Here is a 16,963-nt window from a genome sequence, read left to right as displayed (position 1 = left end):
CCGTGCGCCACCCCGGTCGGACCGGGGCCACCGTCACTGTCGGTGGTCGAGCGTATGTTCGAATCATGGACGACGAGCAGCAGGCGGGTCGGTGGGGCGTCGGCGCGCACCCGCTGCTGAACGCTGCCTCGTCGCTGACCACGGCCCTGGCGGCGGCGCACGGGGCGATCGACGCCGGCTCCGACCCCGCCTGGCTCGCCCCCGACGACCAGGGCCAGCTGCTGACCTCGCTGGGGCGGGCGCAGGCCAGCCTGGATGCCCTGCTGATGCGGACCCTCATCGCCTACTCGGGGGCGGAGTCCATCGCCGAAGGCGCCGCTGCCCGGTCCGCGGCGGACTGGCTCGCCGGCGAGCAGCACGTCCGCGCGAACCGCCTCCACGCCGCCACCACGCTCGGCACCGCACTGACCCGGTGGCCGCGGCTTGCGGCTGCCCTGGCCGCGGGGGAGATCACCACCGACCACGCCCGCGCCGCCGTCGAGGCCCTCGACCGGCTACCGCGTTCTGGGCCGGACGCGCTGGAGCCTGAGGTGCTGGCGCAGGCCGAGACCGTGATGCTCGGTCACTGCGGTGAGTTCACGCCGCCCCAGATCCGCACCCTCGGCGCGCGGCTGCTCGACGCCGTCGCCCCCGACGTCGCCGAGCGCCTCGAGGCCAAGCGCCTCGCCGACGAGGAACGCCAAGCCCGCCGCGAGACCACGTTCTCCATGTCGCGGACCGGCCGTGGCACCCGACGGTTCCGCGGGGAGATCCCCGAGCTGCACGCCTCGATCCTCGACCACGCCCTGCGCGCACTGACCAACCCGCGCCGTAGCCACCTCGACGGAGGCATCCCCTTCCACGACAACCCCGGGGACGAGACAGGTGACGGCCGGCTCGACGGTGACCCCGTCACCGACGGGCAGCGGCTCACCGACTCCCAACGCCTCGGCCAGGCGTTCTGCACCCTCATCGAGAACCTCGCCACCGACCGGCTCCCCACCCACGGCGGATCCCCGGTCACCGTGGTCGTCACGATCACCGAGGAGACCCTCCGCCAGGAAGCCACCGAGCACGGCTACACCGGCTACGGGACCACGACCGGCGGCGCCCCCGTCTCCGTCGGCGAGGCCATCCGCCTCGGCTGCCAGCACGGGGTCCGGGGCTGGGTCGTCTCCGGCGACGGCGAGACCCTCCACCTCGGCCGCACCCGCCGCCTGCACACCGGCCCCCAACGCCTCGCCCTGGAACTGCAACACCCCACCTGCCAGGCCCGCGGCTGCGACGTCCCCGCCGCCTGGTGCGAGACCCACCACCGCCACGCCTGGGCCGAAGGCGGCCACACCAGCGTCGACGACGGCGCCCTGCTCTGCCCCCACCACCACCACCGCACCCACGACCCCACCTACGACACCCGCTGGCACCCCGACGACACCGCCACCTTCCACCGCAGGTGCTGACCCGGACGTGACCGAGACCTCATCGTGGCCGGCTCGTGACAGCACGGGTCGAGCGATCCCGGCGATCGGCGTACTGTGGCAGGTCGCTGACACAGTTTGCCAAGGCAACAATTTGGACAGCGTGGACCGCTCCCGGTGCCGACTCGGGCCGCTCACGGGCACGCCGCCCTCGCCCCCACGGAGAGGACAGCATGACGACTTACCAGACGCCACGAACGGGGAGTGACGGTCCCGAGCAGGAGCCGCACCACCCGAGTCGCTCCGAGCGCGCGAAGGACCGCATCACGCGCGCTGTCAAGCAGCCCGCTCCTCGGGCCCACCCCGCCCTCGACGTCCACCACCCGGTCGACGAGTCCCGGTATCCCCTCGACAAGGTCGTCTTCGGTGTCACCGCCGTGCTCGCGGTGGCCTTCTGCGTGTGGGGCTTCGTCAACACCACCAGCCTCTCGACCAGCGCCCAGGCCGCGCTGAACGGCACCATGGGTGGCGCCGGATGGCTCTTCGTGCTCGCCGCGACCGGGTTCGTGATCTTCGTCCTCTGGCTCGCCGCGAGCCGCTTCGGCGACATCACCCTGGGGCGGGACGGGGAGGCGCCGGAGTTCAAGACGGTGTCGTGGATCGCGATGATGTTCAGCGCCGGGATGGGCATCGGACTGATGTTCTACGGCGTCAGCGAGCCCATCACGCACTTCACCACCCCGCCGCCGGGCACCGGCATGGCCGGCAACCCCGAGGCCGCGCAGACCGCGATGGCCACGACGCTCTTCCACTGGACGCTGCACCCCTGGGCGATCTACGCCGTGGTGGGTCTCGCGATCGCCTACGGCACCTTCCGCAAGGGCCGCAAGCAGCTGATCAGCGCGGCCTTCGAGCCGCTGCTCGGCAAGCGCGTGCACGGTCCCGGCGGCAAGGTCATCGACATGCTGGCGATCTTCGCCACCCTCTTCGGCTCGGCGGCCTCGCTCGGGCTCGGCACCCTGCAGATCCAGTCGGGTCTGGAGATCGTCGCCGGCATCGGCGAGGTCGGCAACGGCGTCCTCGTCGGCATCATCGCGGTGCTCACCGCCGCCTTCGTCGTCTCGGCGGTCTCGGGCGTCGCCCGCGGCATCCAGTGGCTGTCCAACATCAACATGGTGCTGGCGCTGCTGCTCGCGGCGTTCCTCTTCGTCGTGGGCCCGACGGTCTTCATCCTCAACCTGCTGCCGACCTCCCTCGGCACCTACGCGGCCGACCTGCCGATGATGTCGGCGCGGTCCGGCGCGGAGGGGTCCGAGGTCGACGCCTGGCTGGCCAGCTGGACGATCTTCTACTGGGCCTGGTGGATGAGCTGGACGCCGTTCGTCGGCATGTTCATCGCCCGCATCTCGCGCGGCCGCACCGTGCGCCAGTTCGTCACGGGCGTCCTGCTGGTCCCGAGCGTGGTCAGCCTGGCGTGGTTCGCCATCTTCGGCGGGACGGCGATCGACCTGCAGGAGAAGGGCGTCGACATCGCCGGCGCCGGCGGCCAGGAGTCGCAGCTGTTCAGCACCCTGGCGGAGTTCCCCTGGGCCACCGTGACCAGCATCGTGGTGATGCTGCTGGTGGCGATCTTCTTCGTCTCCGGCGCCGACGCCGCGTCCATCGTCATGGGCACGCTCTCCGAGCGCGGCACGACCGAGCCCAGCAAGCCGACCGTCATCTTCTGGGGTGTCGCGACCGGGGCGGTCGCCGCCGTGATGCTGCTGTCCGGGGGCAACGACGCCCTCACGGGCCTGCAGAACATCACGATCGTCGTGGCGCTGCCGTTCGTCTTCGTGATGATCGCGCTGTGCGTGTCGCTGGTGAAGGACCTGCGCAACGACCCGATGGTGGTCCGCAAGGAGTTCGCGGGCGCCGCCATCGAGCACGCCGTGGTCACGGGCGTCACGCAGCACGGGGACGACTTCGCCATCCACGTCGAGCGCGACGAGTCCGGCGCGGTGGCCCAGGCGTGGCAGCGCAACCACCCCGGGCCCTGCCCGCCCGGTGAGTCCCTCGACGGCGACGCCGAGGTCGCCGACCCCACCCGCGCCGACGTGATCGTCGAGGACGACGACTCGCGCGACACGGCGCCGCGTGACACGGCACCGCGAGACGGGGCCCCGCGATACTGGGCCTAGGGACCAGCCCGAGGAACGGATCGGCCCGGACGCCCATCGGCGTCCGGGCCGATCCGTGTCACCAGCTGGTGGGCAGCGGGCGCCCCTCCGCGTACCCGGCCGCGGACTGGACGCCGACGAGGGCACGGTCGCGGAACTCCGCGAGGGAGGAGGCTCCGGCGTAGGTGCACGCCGAGCGCACGCCGGAGCAGATCTCGTCGATGAGGTCCTCCACGCCGGGCCTGGTCGGGTCGAGGTACATCCGCGCCGACGAGATGCCCTCCTCGTACAGGCCCTTCCGGGCGCGGTCGAAGGCCGACTCACCGCCGGTGCGGTGGGCGACGGCCCGGGCCGAGGCCATGCCGAAGGACGTCTTGTAGGCGCGGCCGTCGGCGTCCGTGACGAGGTCGCCGGGCGACTCGTGGGAGCCCGCGAACCACGAGCCCACCATCACCGACGACGCCCCGGCGGCGAGCGCGAGGGCGACGTCGCGGGGGTGCCGCACTCCCCCGTCGGCCCACACCCGCGCGCCCAGCGCGCGGGCGGCCTCCGAGCACTCCAGGACGGCGGAGAACTGGGGCCGGCCGACGCCGGTCATCATCCGGGTGGTGCACATCGCGCCGGGCCCGACGCCCACCTTGAGGACGTCGGCGCCCGCCGAGACGAGGTCCTTGACCCCGTCGACCGTGACGACGTTGCCGGCGACGACCGGGACCGACGGGTCCTGGCTGCGGACGGCGTCGAGCGCCTCGAGCATGCGCTCCTGGTGACCGTGGGCGGTGTCGACGACGAGGGCGTCCACGCCGGCGTCGAGCAGGGCGCGGGCCTTGCCGGCGACGTCGCCGTTGACCCCGATCGCCGCGGCGACGGCCAGGCGCCCCTGCGCGTCCGTCGCCGGGGTGTAGACGGTCGCCCGCAGCGCAGCGGCTCGGGTCAGGACCCCGAGCAGGTGCCCGTCGGCGTCCACGGCGGGGGCCACGCGGACGCGACCACGGTCGAGGGTGTCGAAGGCGCGACGGGGGTCGGCGTCCGCGTCGAGGGTGACCATCTCGGTGGTCATCACCTGACCGACCTGCGCGAAGCGGTCCACGTCGACGCAGTCCTCCTCGGTGAGGATGCCGACGGGCCGGTGCCGGCCGTCGACCTCTTCGACCACCACCGCGGCGCGGTGGGCGCGCTTCGGCAGGAGCGACAGCGCCTCGGCGACCGTCTGCGTCGGGCTGAGGACCACCGGGGTGTCGAACAGCAGGTGGCGGCCCTTGACCCACCGGATCACCTCGGTGACCACGGGCAGCGGGATGTCCTGCGGCAGCACGGTCAACCCGCCGCGGCGGGCGGTCGTCTCCGCCATCCGCCGGCCGGCGACGGCCGTCATGTTGGCGACCACCAGCGGGATGGTGGCGCCGGTGCCGTCGTCGGTGGCCAGGTCGACGTCGTACCGGCTCGCGACCGCGGAGCGGGCCGGGGCCATGAACACGTCGCCGTAGGTCAGGTCGTACGGCGGGGTCAGGTCGTTGAGGAAACGCACAGGTCGCGAACCTACAGGCTCGTGCCGAACATCTCCGCCGTCGCGCGGGCGGTCGGGTGACCGGCGTCGGGGTCGGCGTGGTGCTCGACCAGGACGGCGACCACCTCCCTCTCCCCCTTGAACACCGCGCCGGCGAGGGGTGACTGGCCGCGGTCGTTGAGGCGGTCGACGTCGGCGCCGCGCTCCGCGAGGCCGCGGACGACGTCCGGGTGGCCGTGGTAGGCGCCGAGCATCAGCAGGGTGTTGCCGCTCGCGTCGGTCAGGTCGACCGGCACGCCCGCGTCGACGTACGCCAGCAGCTCGGCGGCGGCACCGCCGCGCGCGAGGTCGAGCAGCCGGTGCGCCAGCGCGACGGCCTCCTCCGAGGGTGCGTCCGGGTCGGGCATGACCATGGCCCCAGTCTCGCACCCGCGTGCGGAGCGGGTGCGGGACCGGGGCCAGTGGGTCACCGAGACTCCGTGCCGTCGGGGTCCGAGCTCCCCGGCGGTCCGGACGTGCGGGTCAGCCGAGCGCGTTCGCGGCGGCGACGACGTCGACCAGGCCTGCGCCCTTGTCGAACGACGTGGTGCCGCCGGTGCCGCCGGCCTCGTAGGGCGCGCCGAAGTCGTACTGGTGGGCGGTCGAGGTGATCGCCCGCTCGATCTCGGCGGGCGTCGCGTCGGGGGTGTCCTGGAACAGCTGGGCGACGATGCCGGCGACGTGCGGTGCCGCCATCGAGGTGCCGCTGATCGTGTTGAAGGTGCCGACGTCCAGGGCACCCGGGCCGTTGCGCGGGTCCGCGCCGGTGCTGCAGATCACCAGGTAGGGCCGGCAGGACGACGTGATGGTGTCGCCGGGAGCGGAGACGTCCGGGTAGGTGCCCACCTCACCGTCGCGACCACGGGAGGAGAACTCGCTGAGCTCGCCGTCACGGGTGCCGGTCTCGAGGTCGTTGTACGACGCCACCGACAGGATGCCCCCGGTCGGGTCCTGGCCGGGCGGGTTGGTCAGCGAGGTCGAGCCGTCGCCGCCGTCGTTGCCGGCGGCCCAGACGGTGACGACGCCCTCGGCGGCCAGCGCGCGCTGGAGCTTCACCGTGGCCGACTCCGGGTCGAACTCGCCGCCGCCGGACGGCCCGTAGGAGTTGTTCGTGACCTTGATCGGCGGGCACGCGGCCGCGCTGACCCCGGGGCCGCAGGGGGCCTCGTGGTTCTCCAGCACCCAGTTCAGCGCGGCGTCGGCGCCGACGATGACCAGCGCGGCGCCGGTCGACAGCGAGACGACCTTCGCGCCGGGCGCGGCGCCCTGGAGCTCGCCGCCGTCACCCAGGGTCGTGGGACGGCCCGCGGCGATGCCGGTGACGTGGGTGCCGTGGCCGCCGACCGAGAGGGTGTCGGTGTCGACCGAGGTGCCGACGTCGAGGACCTGGCAGGCGGCCTCGAACGGGTCGCAGACGACCTTCTGGTTCGACACGACGGCCTTCGTGCCGTCCGCGTCGCGGAGGTAGGGGTGGTTCGGGTCGACGCCGGAGTCGATGACGCCGACGCTGACGCCCCTCCCGGTGAGCGGCGTGCCGTCGGCGCCGGTCAGGGTCCGGGTCGCCTCCAGCCCGCGGGTGGCGACGTTCGAGGTCTCCTGGGTGAGCTCGATGGGCTGGTTGCCCTCCAGGTAGGTGACACCGGGCTCCGTGCGCGCCTGCGCGACCTGCTCCGCGGTGCCCCGGGCCACGACGACCCCGATGGCGTCGAAGGTGGTCGCGGTCCGCATCCCGGTGGCCTCCACGGCGTCCTGCGCGGCCGCCAGGTCGGTGCCGTGGACCATCACCGTGACCTTCTCGGCGCCGGTCAGGCCCCGGAGCTCACCGGCGAGGAAGTCCTGCACCTCGGCGAGCGGCGCACGCTCCGCCGCGACGCTCGGGGCCGGGGCCGCCTGGGCGGCGAGCTGACCGGCGGACACGGTGGCGAGCGCGGTGGCCGAGGCCACGGCCAGCGTCGCGGTGCGCACGGATCGGCGCATCGAGCACTCCTGTCGTCGACGTCCCTGTGCCACCCCCAACGGACGAGGGCCGACGAGGTCACGCCCTAGATTGGTCCCCCGTGGAGATTCTCGACCCCGGTTCGCCCATGGCCCTCGCCGAGCAGGTCAGCGAGGCCTTCGTCGCCTGGACGGGCCGCGGCGCCGAGGCCGTCGTGCGGGCGCCCGGCCGGGTCAACCTGATCGGGGAGCACGTCGACTACAACGGCGGACCCGTCCTGCCCCTCGCCCTGCCCCACGCGACGTACGCCGCCGCCCGTCGCCGCGACGACGGGGTGCTGCACCTGCGCAGCGACGACCCGGCCGCCGAGGACTGGAGCGGCGCCGTCACCGACCTCGCCCCGGGCGCGGTCGACGGCTGGGCGTCGTACGCCGCGGGGATGGTGTGGGCGCTCGCGCAGGACGGGCTCACGTTGCCCGGGGGTCTCGACGTGCACCTGACGAGCACGGTGCCGACGGGTGCCGGGCTGTCCAGCTCCGCCGCGCTGCTGTGCGCGGTCGGCGTGGCGGTCACCGAGTGCCTCGGGCTCTCGCTGGACGACGCCCTGCGCGACCGTCTGGTGGCCGCCGGGGTGCGGGCCGAGTCCGAGATGGCGGGCGCCCCGACGGGAGGCATGGACCAGACGGTCTCGATGCACGCCCGCCGCGGCGCGCTGCTGCTCGTCGACTTCGCCGACGGCAGCCGGACCCCCGTGCCGTCGGCGTTGGAGGCCGCGGGGCTGGCGCTGCTCGTCGTCGACACCCGGGTCTCCCACGCGCTCACCGACGGCGGGTACGCCGCCCGCCGGGACGCCACCGCGGAGGCCGCCCGCCTCCTGGGCGTCCCGCACCTGGCGGCGGCCACGACCGACGCGGTCGAGACCCTCGCCGACGAGGAGGTCCGGCGCTTGGCACGCCACGTGGTCACCGAGTCCGCCCGCGTCCACGAGACCGTCGCCGCGCTCGACGCCGAGGACTGGAGCGGCCTCGGACGGCTCCTCGACGCCTCCCACGCCTCCCTGCGCGACGACTACCGCGTCTCGTGCGAGGAGCTGGACGTCACGTGCGCCACGGCACTGGCCCACGGCGCCCTCGGCGCCCGCATGACGGGCGGGGGCTTCGGCGGGTCCGCCGTCGTCCTGCTCGGACGGGAGCACCTGCCCGGGGTGGCCGCGGCCCTCGAGACCGCCTACGCCGAGCGCGGCTGGCGGGCCCCCCACCTGCTGCTCGCCGAGCCGTCCGCCGGCGCCGGTCACTGCTGAGGGCCCCCCTGTCGACGGCCCTCGAGGATCAGCGCGGTCGAGCGGGCCAGGTGTTCGCGGACGGCCTCCACCCGTCCGGAGCGCAGCGCGTCGACGTACGCCCGGTGCTCGGCGGCGAGCGCACCCGGACCGTAGTGGGGCCGCACGCCGCGCAGCAGCAGGAGCAGCTCGGCGTCGAGCCCGGCGCAGACCTCGCTGATGCGCGGGCTGCCCGCGGCGTCCACGAGGGCGCGGTGGACGCCGGCGTGGGCGCGGGCGGTCCCCGGCCAGTCACCCGCGTGCTCGGCGGCCTCGAGGGCGTCGAGCGCGCGGTCGACGTCCGCCAGCACCGCGGCGGGCCAGGCGGCGCCGTGGGCGTCGTGCAGCAGCCGCACCGCCTCGGTCTCCAGCGCGCAGCGCAGCTGCTGCAGGGCGACCAGGGCCGCGTCGTCGAGGTCGGCCACCCGTGCGCCGCGGTACGGCTCGGCGACGACCAGCCGCTCGGCGGTGAGGGTCGCCAGGGCCGTGCGCAGCGTGTGCCGGGAGACGTCGTGGTGCGACGACAGCTCCTCCTGGCGCAGCGGCTCCCCCGGCGCGAGGGTGCCGTCGAGGATCCGTGTCCGCAGGGTGTCCGCAAGCACGGCGGCCGCCGTCGGACCCGGCTCAGGCCGGCGCGACGGCACGGCGCTCCTCCTCGTCGAGCTCATGCGCGGCTCCGGAGCGCCCCGGGGCGGTGAGCACGACGATCCCCAGCGCGATGAGGAGCAGTCCCGCCGAGGCCACGGGGCCGAGCCGCTCCCCCAGCACCAGCAGGCCCAGCAGAGTGGCCGTGAGCGGTTCCGCCAGCGTCAGCGTCGAGGCCGTCGTGGCCCGCAGCCGCGCCAGCCCCCACCCGAACAGCAGGTAGGCGAGGGCCGTGGTCACCAGCCCGAGCCACAGGCCCAGCGCGAGCCCGCGCGGGGCGAGCAGCGCGGGGGGCGCGGTCAGGAGGAGGACCGGCACGCTGCCCAGCGCCGCGAGGCCGAAGACCGACCCCATCGTCGTGCTCGGGCCCCAGCCGCGGTCGAGGAGCACCTTGCCCACGACGGCGTAGACGGCGTACGACGCTCCGGCGCCGAACGAGGCCGCGACGCCGAGGCCGCTCACCGAGCCCGGGTCGACCCCGACCACGCCGCCGACCAGCACGACCCCGGCGAGCGCGACCGCGGTGGCGAGGGCCCAGCGGACGGTCGGCGGGCGACGACGGACCACCGACTCCAGGACGCCGGTCGCCACGGGCGCCGTCCCCAGCGCGACCACGGTGCCGACGGCGACCCCGTTCGCCGCGGTGCCGGCGAAGAACGTCGGCTGGTAGGCCAGCACGCCGAGCGCCCCGACCGCGGCCAGGCCGAGGCCCCCGGCCCCGACGCGCCGGTTCTCCGAGCCCCGGCGCCGGCCCAGTGCGGGGAGCGCGACCAGCCCGAGCACCGCACCGCCGACGAGGACCCGCAGGGCACCGACCGCGAGTGGCGAGGCGTCGACGTCCGCGATCGCCACCGCACTGCCCGTCGTCGCGAAGCAGACGGCGGCGGCGAGCACGGCGAGGTGGGCACGGGTCGGCACGGGGGCGATTGTTACACAATCCGCCCCCGTGTCGGCGGCGCCGCTCAGGTGGCGCTGACGCCCACCCGGCTCTCGCGGAAGGCCTCGACGAAGAGGGCGTGGTCGGCACGGACGCGCCCGGCGTAGTCGATCCCGAAGTCGACGACCCACTCCGTGAACTCGCGCCGTCGCGAGCGCAGGCTCCTCTCCACCGCCGCCTCGACCTGGAAGTCGACGAGGGTCTGGTCGGAGTCGGAGTCCGACGCGCAGTGGATCTTCGCGGTCGCCCGGCCGAGGTCCTCGACGACGGCCTTGATCTCGTCGGGCTCGACGAGGTCGCCCCAGTCGAGGTCGATCTCGTACGGCGACACCTCGGCGACGACGTACCCCACCCCGTCGATCTCGGTGTAGCCGAGCAGCGGGTCGGTGTGCGCCTGCAGCGCCCGCTGGGAGACGACGGTGCGGTGGCCCTCGTGGTCGAAGTAGCGCTCGACGTCCTCGATCTCGACGAAGCGGCTCATCGCCGGGGTGTTGGCCTGCTTCATCGAGAGCAGGACGTCGTTCTCCAGCGCCTCGCTGTGACCCTCGACGAGCACGCTGTACGCGGGCAGGCCGGCGCTGCCGATGCCGAAGCCGGACTTCCCGGTGATGTCGTGCACCCGGTAGAAGAGGTCGCGGTCGAACCGCTTGTCCGCCGGGATGGTCTCCAGGTACGCCGCGAACGCCTTCTCGACCCGGCGCCGCTCCTTCGCGGGCAGCCGGCGGGTCGTCGCGTCGTCGCGGAGCACCCGGCCGCCGTCCTCGATCGTCGACACCCCGGCCAGCAGCGCGCCACGGGTCTGCTCCCGCGCCTCCTGGAGCGCCTCGCGGATCGGGCCCTCGGTGTTGTCGAGGCGCAGCGCGAAGTCCTGGTCGTCGGAGGTGCCGCAGTAGTGGTCGACCTGGCTGAGGTAGCCGCGCAGGTAGGTGCGGATGAGCTTGCGCACCTCCTCGGTCGGCAGGGCCTTCTGCCAGCCGACCAGCGCGAGCGAGGCGGCGAAGCGCCGCAGGTCCCAGGTGAAGCTGCCGAGGTAGGCCTCGTCGAAGTCGTTGACGTCGAAGACGAGCCGGCCGTCGGAGTCGAGGTAGGTCCCGAAGTTCTCGACGTGCAGGTCGCCGTGGACCCAGATGCGGCCGCTCTGCTCGTCGACGTACGGGTCGTCGATCGCGGTGACGTCGGCGTAGTACAGGCAGGCGGTGCCGCGGTAGAACGCGTGCGGGTCGGCCGCCATCTTCCGGTACTTGCCCCGGAAGGCCGCGGGGTCGGCCTTCATCAGCGGCGCGAAGGCGTCGGCCAGCGTCCGGATGATCAGGTCGGTGCGGCTCTCGTCGGTGTCCGCGTCGGCGTACGGGCTGCTCATGGCTGGTCCTCTCGTGGGGGCGGTCGGCGGATGGCGGTGGGGCCCCCCGACGTCGGGTGGCGCGGGCCGGCGGCAGCGGGCGGCGGCGACCCCTCGTCGGTGGGGGGCGTGGTCGGGCGGACGCCGCAGGCGCGCAGCTCGAGGTTGGCGAGCTCGCGGACGACGGCCGGGTCGCCATCGCGCCACCGCGCGGCCACGTCGTCGCCGAGGCCGCGCAGGACGGCGATCGGCTCGCGGGTCAGCGCCCGCAGGGCCAGCAGGTCGAGCTCGGCCGGGCCCAGCTCGCGCCCGCGGCCGCCGAGCCGGCGCAACGCCGACGCCTCGCGGACGAACCCGATGCGCCCGGGCAGGTACTGCACGCTGACGCCGAGGATCGGGACGAGGGCGACCACGACGGCGAGCCAGAACGCGAGGCGCTCGATGGCGGCCGAGGCGTCGTCCCCCGCGCTCGCCATCGAGTCCGCGCCGGCGGCCGCCCGGTCGAACGGCACCGAGACCTCGTCGGCGATCTCGTCGCCGATCAGCGGGATGCCGCCCAGGAAGTCCCCCGCGTCCTGCAGGCCGGAGCCGAGGTCCCGGCCGGCGTCGCCGACGTCGTCGGTGGGGCCCGTCAGGCCCAGGACGGCGTCGTGCAGGCGCAGCGACAGCCACACCGCCGCGACCAGCACCACCACGTACAGCACGTCCGTGAGGATCTGCCTGGACCGTCGGGCCGGCTGGGCGGCGTACAGGCTCATGGGGGTGATCATTGAGTACGCGGGCTCAGGGAGTCGAGTAGGGCGACGGCTCCGCGCGTCCCCGTGCCGCGGGGACCCTCGTGGGCATGACCACGGACTCAGGAACCCCGCCCAGCAGCACCACGACCGCCTTCTTCGCGCAGGCCGGCCTGTCGTTCGCCCTCGCCCTGCTGACCCTGGTCGGCTCGGTCTTCTACCTCCCCGTCGACCCCTGGATCCGGGCCTTCCTGGGAGTCGGCATCCTCTACCTCACGACGTCGGCGTTCACGCTCGCGAAGTGCGTCCGGGACCACCAGGAGTCGCAGCAGGTCGTGACGCGTCTCGACCAGGCCCGGGTCGAGGCGATCCTGAGCCAGCACGACCCCTTCAAGCCCCTCACCTGACGCCGCGATCCGGGCGAGTGTCGTATCGGAGGCCGCCCCGGCGGGCATGCTTGACTGCGGAAGGGCACCTCGGCCCGACAGACAGGAGCGGCACGTGGCGCGGAAGAACCCCCTGAACAAGATCAAGGACGCGGCGAAGGACACGCTGAGCACGGCCACCGACGTCGGCATCGGCGTCGGCCGGACCGCCGTGGGTCTCGCCGGCGAGGCCGTCGAGGCGGTCCGGTCGCGGGTCGCCCCCGACTCCGACGGCCCGGCCGACACCCCCGCGCCGGCCCGGACCCCCGAGCCTGCGTCGTCGGGCGACTCCACCTCGGCTGCGGCCGCCACCCCGCCCGCGGCGAAGGTCGCGCAGCCCGCCAAGAAGGCGGCGAAGAAGACCACCTCGACCGCGAAGAAGACCGCGAAGAAGGCGTCCTCGACGGCGAAGAAGACCGCCGAGCAGACGGCCGCGAAGACGACCGACGCCCCGGCGAAGAAGGCCCCGGCGACGAAGTCGGCGGCGAAGAAGGCTCCGGCCACGAAGGCTCCGGCGAAGAAGAGCCCGGCCGCGAAGACCGCCACGGCTGAGAAGGCGGAACCGACCGCGTCCTCGACGGCGTCCTCGGCGGCGTCCCCGGCGTCGACGGCCCCGGCGGACTCCCCGGCGTCGACGGCCCCGACCGCGAAGAAGACCACCGCCGAGAAGTCACCGGCCAAGAAGTCACCGGCCAAGAAGTCACCGGCCAAGAAGTCAGCGGCCAAGAAGTCGCCGGCGAAGAAGACCACCGCCACGAAGACGGCGGCGAAGAAGGCCACCTCGGCGAAGGCAGCGACGTCGACGGAGTCCTCGTCGACCCCGGCCGCCGAGCCCGCGCCGGAGCCGACGCCGAGCACGCCGCCGCCCGCGGCCACGCCGGCCGACATCGCCGAGAACGTCGGCACCGACGGCCCGGCCCCCGAGTCGTCGCCGGGGGCCCAGCTGCCGCCCGGCGACACCGACCTCTCGTAGGGTCCACCGCCTGAGACACCGCTGTCCGCCGATCTCCCCCCAAGGATGAACGGCGGACAGCGGTGGTTCTGGGGCCGAGCGGCTACTTGAGCTCGGCGCTGGAGAGCCCGAGCACGCGACGGGCGATGATGAGCTGCTGGATCTGCTGGGTGCCCTCGAAGATGTCGAGGATCTTGGAGTCGCGGGCCCACTTCTCCAGGAGCTCGCCCTCGCCGTACCCGACGGCCCCGCACAGCTCGACGCACCCGAGGGTCACGGCCGAGCCCACGCGGCCCGCCTTCGCCTTCGCCATCGACGCCTCGAGGGAGTTGGGCTTGCGGTTGTCGGCCATCCAGGCCGCCTGCATGGTGAGCAGCTGGGCGCCCTCCCACTCGGACTCGAGCTCGAGGAACTTCGCGGCCGCGGCCGGCTGCAGCTGGGCCGGGCGGTCGTAGTCGATCTCGACCCCCGCGTCGGCCAGCAGCTCCCGCGTCAGGTCCAGCGCGGCGCGGGCGCAGCCGACGGCCATCGCGGCCACCAGCGGACGCGTGTTGTCGAACGTCGCCATCGCGCCGCCGAAGCCCTGCTTCACGTCGACCTCGGGGGACCCGAGGAGGTTCTCCGCGGGCACGCGGCAGTCGTCGAAGATGATCGTCGCGGTGTCGGAGGCCTTGATGCCCAGCTTGTGCTCGAGGCGCTCGACGCGCATGCCGGGGGTGTCCTTCGGGACCACGAACGACTTGATGGCCGCGCGGCCCAGCGACTTGTCGAGCGTCGCCCAGACCACGACCGCGTCGCAGCGACCGCCCGCGGTGACGTAGATCTTCTCGCCGTTGATGACGTACGAGTCGCCGTCCTTCACCGCGGTGGTGGAGATGTTGGCCGAGTCAGACCCGACCGCGGGCTCGGTGATGGCCATGCCGGCCCACACGCCGGCGAACCGCTCGCGCTGCTCGGCGTTCGCGACCGCGGCGATCGCGGAGTTGCCGAGGCCCTGGCGGGGCATCGAGAGCAGCAGCCCGACGTCGCCCCAGCACATCTCGGCGATGGAGAGCGCCGAGGCCATGTTCGCGCCGTTCTTGGTGCGGCCGTCGTCGTCCGCGCGCTTCTTCTTCTCGGCCTCGCCGCCGCCGACGCCGGAGGCGCCCGCGCCGTTCGCCGCGCCGGACTCGGAGAGCCCGTCGATCATCGCGGCGAGCATGTCGAGCTCCTTGGGGTACTCGTGCTCGGCCTTGTCGTACTTGCGCGAGATGGGGCGCAGCATGTTCATGGCGACCTGGTGCGCCTGGTCGATCAGCGCGCGGTGCTTCTTCGGGGCGTCGAGGTTGATCACGGTGTCTCCTGGGTGTGCGGAGGGTCCTGCGGGGCGGGGCGGAGGGCCTGTCCTCAGACGAGGACGGCGCCTTCCATGACCCCGAGGGCGCGGAGGTCGCGGTACCACCGCTCCACCGGGTGGTCCTTGACGAAGCCGTGGCCGCCGAGCAGCTGGACGCCGTCGAGGCCGATGCGCATGCCGTGCTCGGCGCACGCCTTGCGGGCCAGCGCGACCTCACGGGCGAAGTCGCGGCCCTGGGCCGCGCGGGACGCGGCCTTGTAGGTCAGCAGCCGCATGGCCTGCAGCTCCGTGGCCATCGTCGCGACCATGAACGCCACCGACTGGCGGTGGGCGACCGGCTCGCCGAACGCCTTGCGCTCCTTGACGTACGGCGTCACGTAGTCGAGGACCGCCTGACCCACGCCGACGCCGAGGGCGCACCACGCGAGGCGGGACAGCCGCACGCACTCGGCGTACGTCGTGCCGTCGGCGGCGCCGAGCAGGTTCTCGGCGGGGATGCGCACGCCGTCCAGGTGGAGGCGGCCGAGGCCGGCGGCGCGGACGCCCATGGCGGGGTCGGCCTCGATGCCGACGCCCTCGGTGCCCGACTCGACGAGGAACAGGGCGGGGCTGCCGTCGAGGTCGGCGCCGACGACGAAGAGCTCGGCGGTGGAGGCGAGGGGCACGAGCGCCTTGGTCCCGTCCAGCACGTACTCCGCACCCTCGGCGCGGGCCGTGGTGGCGGGGCTGAGGACGTCGAACAGCACGGTCGGCTCGGTCAGGGCCAGGGCGGCGGCCGGGACGTCGTCCCCGGTGAAGGCCGGGAGGTAGGTCTGCTGCTGGGCGTCGGTGCCCCACAGCGAGATCGCGGTGGCGACCGCCCCGGGCGCGAGGCTGGCGACGGCCAGGCCGAGGTCGCCCCGGGCCAGCGCCTCGGCGACGAGCGCGCCCGCCGTGGCGGACCGCTCCTCGGAGATGCCCCCGAGGGACTCCGGCACGCCGAGGGTCGGCAGACCCAGCTCGTGACCGGCCTGGAGCACCTCGGCGGGGGCCTCGCACGCCTCGTCGGCGTCCTGGGCCGCCGGCCGCAGGACGTCCGTGGCGAGCTCGGCGACGACGTCGACGAGCATCTGCTCGTCCTCGGTCGGCGTCAGGTCGAAGACGCCCGGCCGGCTCGCGGCGGGGACGCGAGCGCCCGCGGCGCCGCGCTTGCCGGCCCGCTTGAAGGTACGACCCGCGGCCCCCATCGTGGTGAACCCGCCGCGGGTCAGCGTGAAGACGGCCTGCTCCGTCTGCTTGCGCAGGCCGAGGCGGTCGATCAGGTCGCTGCGGGCGACGGCACCGAGCGCGGCGACGGCGTACCCGATGGGGTCGCGGCGCTCCGTGGAGGCGAGTCCGTGACGGCTGGTCCGCTGCGGCTTGGTCGTGGACATGTGTTCACTGTAACTGTCGTTTACACCCGGGGCCACACCGGTCCGGCGTGGATCCGACCACACCCGACGCTCCCCCGCGGCAGCCGACCGGGCCGGCCGACCGGCGCACCCGGGCCGCGGATCCGGGTCGATACGATCGTGAGCCATGAGCAGGAGCGCCACCGACGACCCGCCGCCGCTGGCGCCCCACGGAGCGCTGCCCACGGGCGGCACGGTCCGACCGATCACCCGCTGGGGCACCCCCGTCATGCACCGCGTGAACACCCCGGTGACGGCGTACGACGACGACCTGCGCGCGCTCGTGGCCGACATGGTCGCGACGATGTACGCCGCCGACGGCGTGGGGCTCGCCGCCTGCCAGATCGGCGTCGACGCGGCGGTCTTCTGCTTCGACTGCCCCGACGAGTCCGGCCAGCGCGTCGTCGGCGTGGTCTGCAACCCGGAGCTGACGCTGCCCGAGGGCGACGAGAGGCACCTGGACGACGGCGACGAGGGCTGCCTGTCCTACCCCGGCGCGTTCGTCGAGTGCGCCCGCCCGGACTTCGCCACCGTCACCGGCACCGGTCTCGACGGCGAGGAGGTCACCTTCTCCGGCGACGGCCTCCTCGCCCGCTGCCTGCAGCACGAGACCGACCACACCCGCGGCACCGTCTTCGGCGACCGCCTGCCCACCAAGGCCCGCAAGCGCCTCGCCAAGGAGCACGACCGCTCCGTCGAGGACTACCCCGCCGACTGGCCCGCCGGCGACGCCGTTTCTGCCGAATCGGCGTCCTGACGCGACGTCCTCGCGCCGTTTCGGCAGAAACGGCACGTCACCGGGCCCGGCG

The 16,963-nt window shown here is 74.0% G+C and carries 15 protein-coding genes; 6 read left to right on the top strand and 9 right to left on the bottom strand.

Going from position 1 to position 16,963, the window contains the following annotated elements:
- The first annotated feature begins 65 nt into the window (after positions 1–65).
- A complete protein-coding gene (locus MJ876_RS09840; RefSeq protein WP_240236107.1) occupies positions 66–1,439 on the top strand; it encodes an HNH endonuclease signature motif containing protein in 1,374 nt (457 codons plus the stop codon).
- A gap of 191 nt (positions 1,440–1,630) precedes the next feature.
- The gene (locus tag MJ876_RS09835) at positions 1,631–3,577 is read left to right on the top strand and encodes a BCCT family transporter (protein WP_240236106.1); all 1,947 of its coding nucleotides are present in this window, start codon (positions 1,631–1,633) and stop codon (positions 3,575–3,577) included.
- A gap of 58 nt (positions 3,578–3,635) precedes the next feature.
- On the opposite strand, the gene MJ876_RS09830 is transcribed toward MJ876_RS09835, so the two are convergent.
- The 3 genes from MJ876_RS09830 to MJ876_RS09820 form a co-directional block, all read right to left on the bottom strand.
- Positions 3,636–5,084, bottom strand: coding sequence for a GuaB1 family IMP dehydrogenase-related protein (locus tag MJ876_RS09830; RefSeq protein ID WP_240236105.1), 1,449 nt, complete (start codon positions 5,082–5,084; stop codon positions 3,636–3,638).
- An 11-nt stretch (positions 5,085–5,095) separates the two neighbouring features.
- A complete protein-coding gene (locus tag MJ876_RS09825) occupies positions 5,096–5,476 on the bottom strand; it encodes an ankyrin repeat domain-containing protein (RefSeq protein WP_240236104.1) in 381 nt (126 codons plus the stop codon).
- Positions 5,477–5,585: 109 nt separating this feature from the next.
- Positions 5,586–7,079 carry a S8 family serine peptidase gene (locus MJ876_RS09820; RefSeq protein WP_240236103.1) on the bottom strand — a complete coding sequence of 498 codons (1,494 nt, stop codon included), beginning with the start codon at positions 7,077–7,079 and terminating at the stop codon, positions 5,586–5,588.
- Positions 7,080–7,159: 80 nt separating this feature from the next.
- Between MJ876_RS09820 and galK the strand changes: the two genes are divergently transcribed.
- A complete protein-coding gene (galK, locus tag MJ876_RS09815) occupies positions 7,160–8,338 on the top strand; it encodes a galactokinase (RefSeq protein ID WP_240236102.1) in 1,179 nt (392 codons plus the stop codon).
- Here the strand turns inward: galK and MJ876_RS09810 are convergent.
- The 4 genes from MJ876_RS09810 to MJ876_RS09795 are packed head-to-tail and all read right to left on the bottom strand — an operon-like array spanning position 8,329 to position 12,035.
- On the bottom strand, positions 8,329–8,958 hold the full coding sequence (locus tag MJ876_RS09810; protein ID WP_240236101.1) for a GntR family transcriptional regulator: 630 nt from the start codon (positions 8,956–8,958) through the stop codon (positions 8,329–8,331). The two genes, galK and MJ876_RS09810, sit on opposite strands and share 10 nt — an antisense overlap.
- Before the next feature lie 22 nt (positions 8,959–8,980).
- Positions 8,981–9,919, bottom strand: a complete 939-nt coding sequence (locus MJ876_RS09805; protein ID WP_240236100.1) for a DMT family transporter — start codon at positions 9,917–9,919, stop codon at positions 8,981–8,983.
- Between the two features lie 44 nt (positions 9,920–9,963).
- Positions 9,964–11,298: a DUF2252 domain-containing protein gene (locus MJ876_RS09800; protein WP_240236099.1), complete on the bottom strand. Its 1,335-nt coding sequence runs from the start codon at positions 11,296–11,298 to the stop codon at positions 9,964–9,966.
- A complete protein-coding gene (locus tag MJ876_RS09795) occupies positions 11,295–12,035 on the bottom strand; it encodes a hypothetical protein (RefSeq protein ID WP_240236098.1) in 741 nt (246 codons plus the stop codon). Before MJ876_RS09795 ends, MJ876_RS09800 begins: the two co-directional genes overlap by 4 nt.
- An 86-nt stretch (positions 12,036–12,121) precedes the next feature.
- Here MJ876_RS09795 and MJ876_RS09790 point away from each other — a divergent pair, with 86 nt between their 5' ends.
- Positions 12,122–12,418 carry a YiaA/YiaB family inner membrane protein gene (locus MJ876_RS09790; protein ID WP_240236097.1) on the top strand — a complete coding sequence of 99 codons (297 nt, stop codon included), beginning with the start codon at positions 12,122–12,124 and terminating at the stop codon, positions 12,416–12,418.
- Between the two features lie 94 nt (positions 12,419–12,512).
- Positions 12,513–13,409, top strand: coding sequence for a hypothetical protein (locus MJ876_RS09785; RefSeq protein WP_240236096.1), 897 nt, complete (start codon positions 12,513–12,515; stop codon positions 13,407–13,409).
- A gap of 82 nt (positions 13,410–13,491) precedes the next feature.
- On the opposite strand, the gene MJ876_RS09780 is transcribed toward MJ876_RS09785, so the two are convergent.
- Positions 13,492–14,721 carry an acyl-CoA dehydrogenase family protein gene (locus MJ876_RS09780; protein ID WP_240236095.1) on the bottom strand — a complete coding sequence of 410 codons (1,230 nt, stop codon included), beginning with the start codon at positions 14,719–14,721 and terminating at the stop codon, positions 13,492–13,494.
- A 53-nt stretch (positions 14,722–14,774) separates the two neighbouring features.
- On the bottom strand, positions 14,775–16,136 hold the full coding sequence (locus MJ876_RS09775; RefSeq protein WP_240236094.1) for an acyl-CoA dehydrogenase family protein: 1,362 nt from the start codon (positions 16,134–16,136) through the stop codon (positions 14,775–14,777).
- Positions 16,137–16,281: 145 nt separating this feature from the next.
- Between MJ876_RS09775 and def the strand changes: the two genes are divergently transcribed.
- On the top strand, positions 16,282–16,911 hold the full coding sequence (def, locus tag MJ876_RS09770; RefSeq protein WP_240236093.1) for a peptide deformylase: 630 nt from the start codon (positions 16,282–16,284) through the stop codon (positions 16,909–16,911).
- The last annotated feature ends 52 nt before the right edge of the window (positions 16,912–16,963 follow it).

This window comes from Nocardioides sp. CFH 31398 (assembly GCF_022436705.1).
Taxonomy (GTDB): domain Bacteria; phylum Actinomycetota; class Actinomycetes; order Propionibacteriales; family Nocardioidaceae; genus Nocardioides.
Note: the sequence above shows the minus strand (reverse complement) of the source record. Positions and strands in the feature narration are given on the sequence as shown.

Coding starts and splice junctions, on each gene's coding strand:
- MJ876_RS09840 (WP_240236107.1), top strand. CDS start 66: ATGGACGACGAGCAGCAGGCGGGTCGGTGGGGCGTCGGCGCGCACCCG.
- MJ876_RS09835 (WP_240236106.1), top strand. CDS start 1,631: ATGACGACTTACCAGACGCCACGAACGGGGAGTGACGGTCCCGAGCAG.
- MJ876_RS09825 (WP_240236104.1), bottom strand. CDS start 5,476: ATGGTCATGCCCGACCCGGACGCACCCTCGGAGGAGGCCGTCGCGCTG.
- MJ876_RS09820 (WP_240236103.1), bottom strand. CDS start 7,079: ATGCGCCGATCCGTGCGCACCGCGACGCTGGCCGTGGCCTCGGCCACC.
- MJ876_RS09800 (WP_240236099.1), bottom strand. CDS start 11,298: ATGAGCAGCCCGTACGCCGACGCGGACACCGACGAGAGCCGCACCGAC.
- MJ876_RS09795 (WP_240236098.1), bottom strand. CDS start 12,035: ATGAGCCTGTACGCCGCCCAGCCGGCCCGACGGTCCAGGCAGATCCTC.
- MJ876_RS09790 (WP_240236097.1), top strand. CDS start 12,122: ATGACCACGGACTCAGGAACCCCGCCCAGCAGCACCACGACCGCCTTC.
- MJ876_RS09775 (WP_240236094.1), bottom strand. CDS start 16,136: ATGTCCACGACCAAGCCGCAGCGGACCAGCCGTCACGGACTCGCCTCC.
- def (WP_240236093.1), top strand. CDS start 16,282: ATGAGCAGGAGCGCCACCGACGACCCGCCGCCGCTGGCGCCCCACGGA.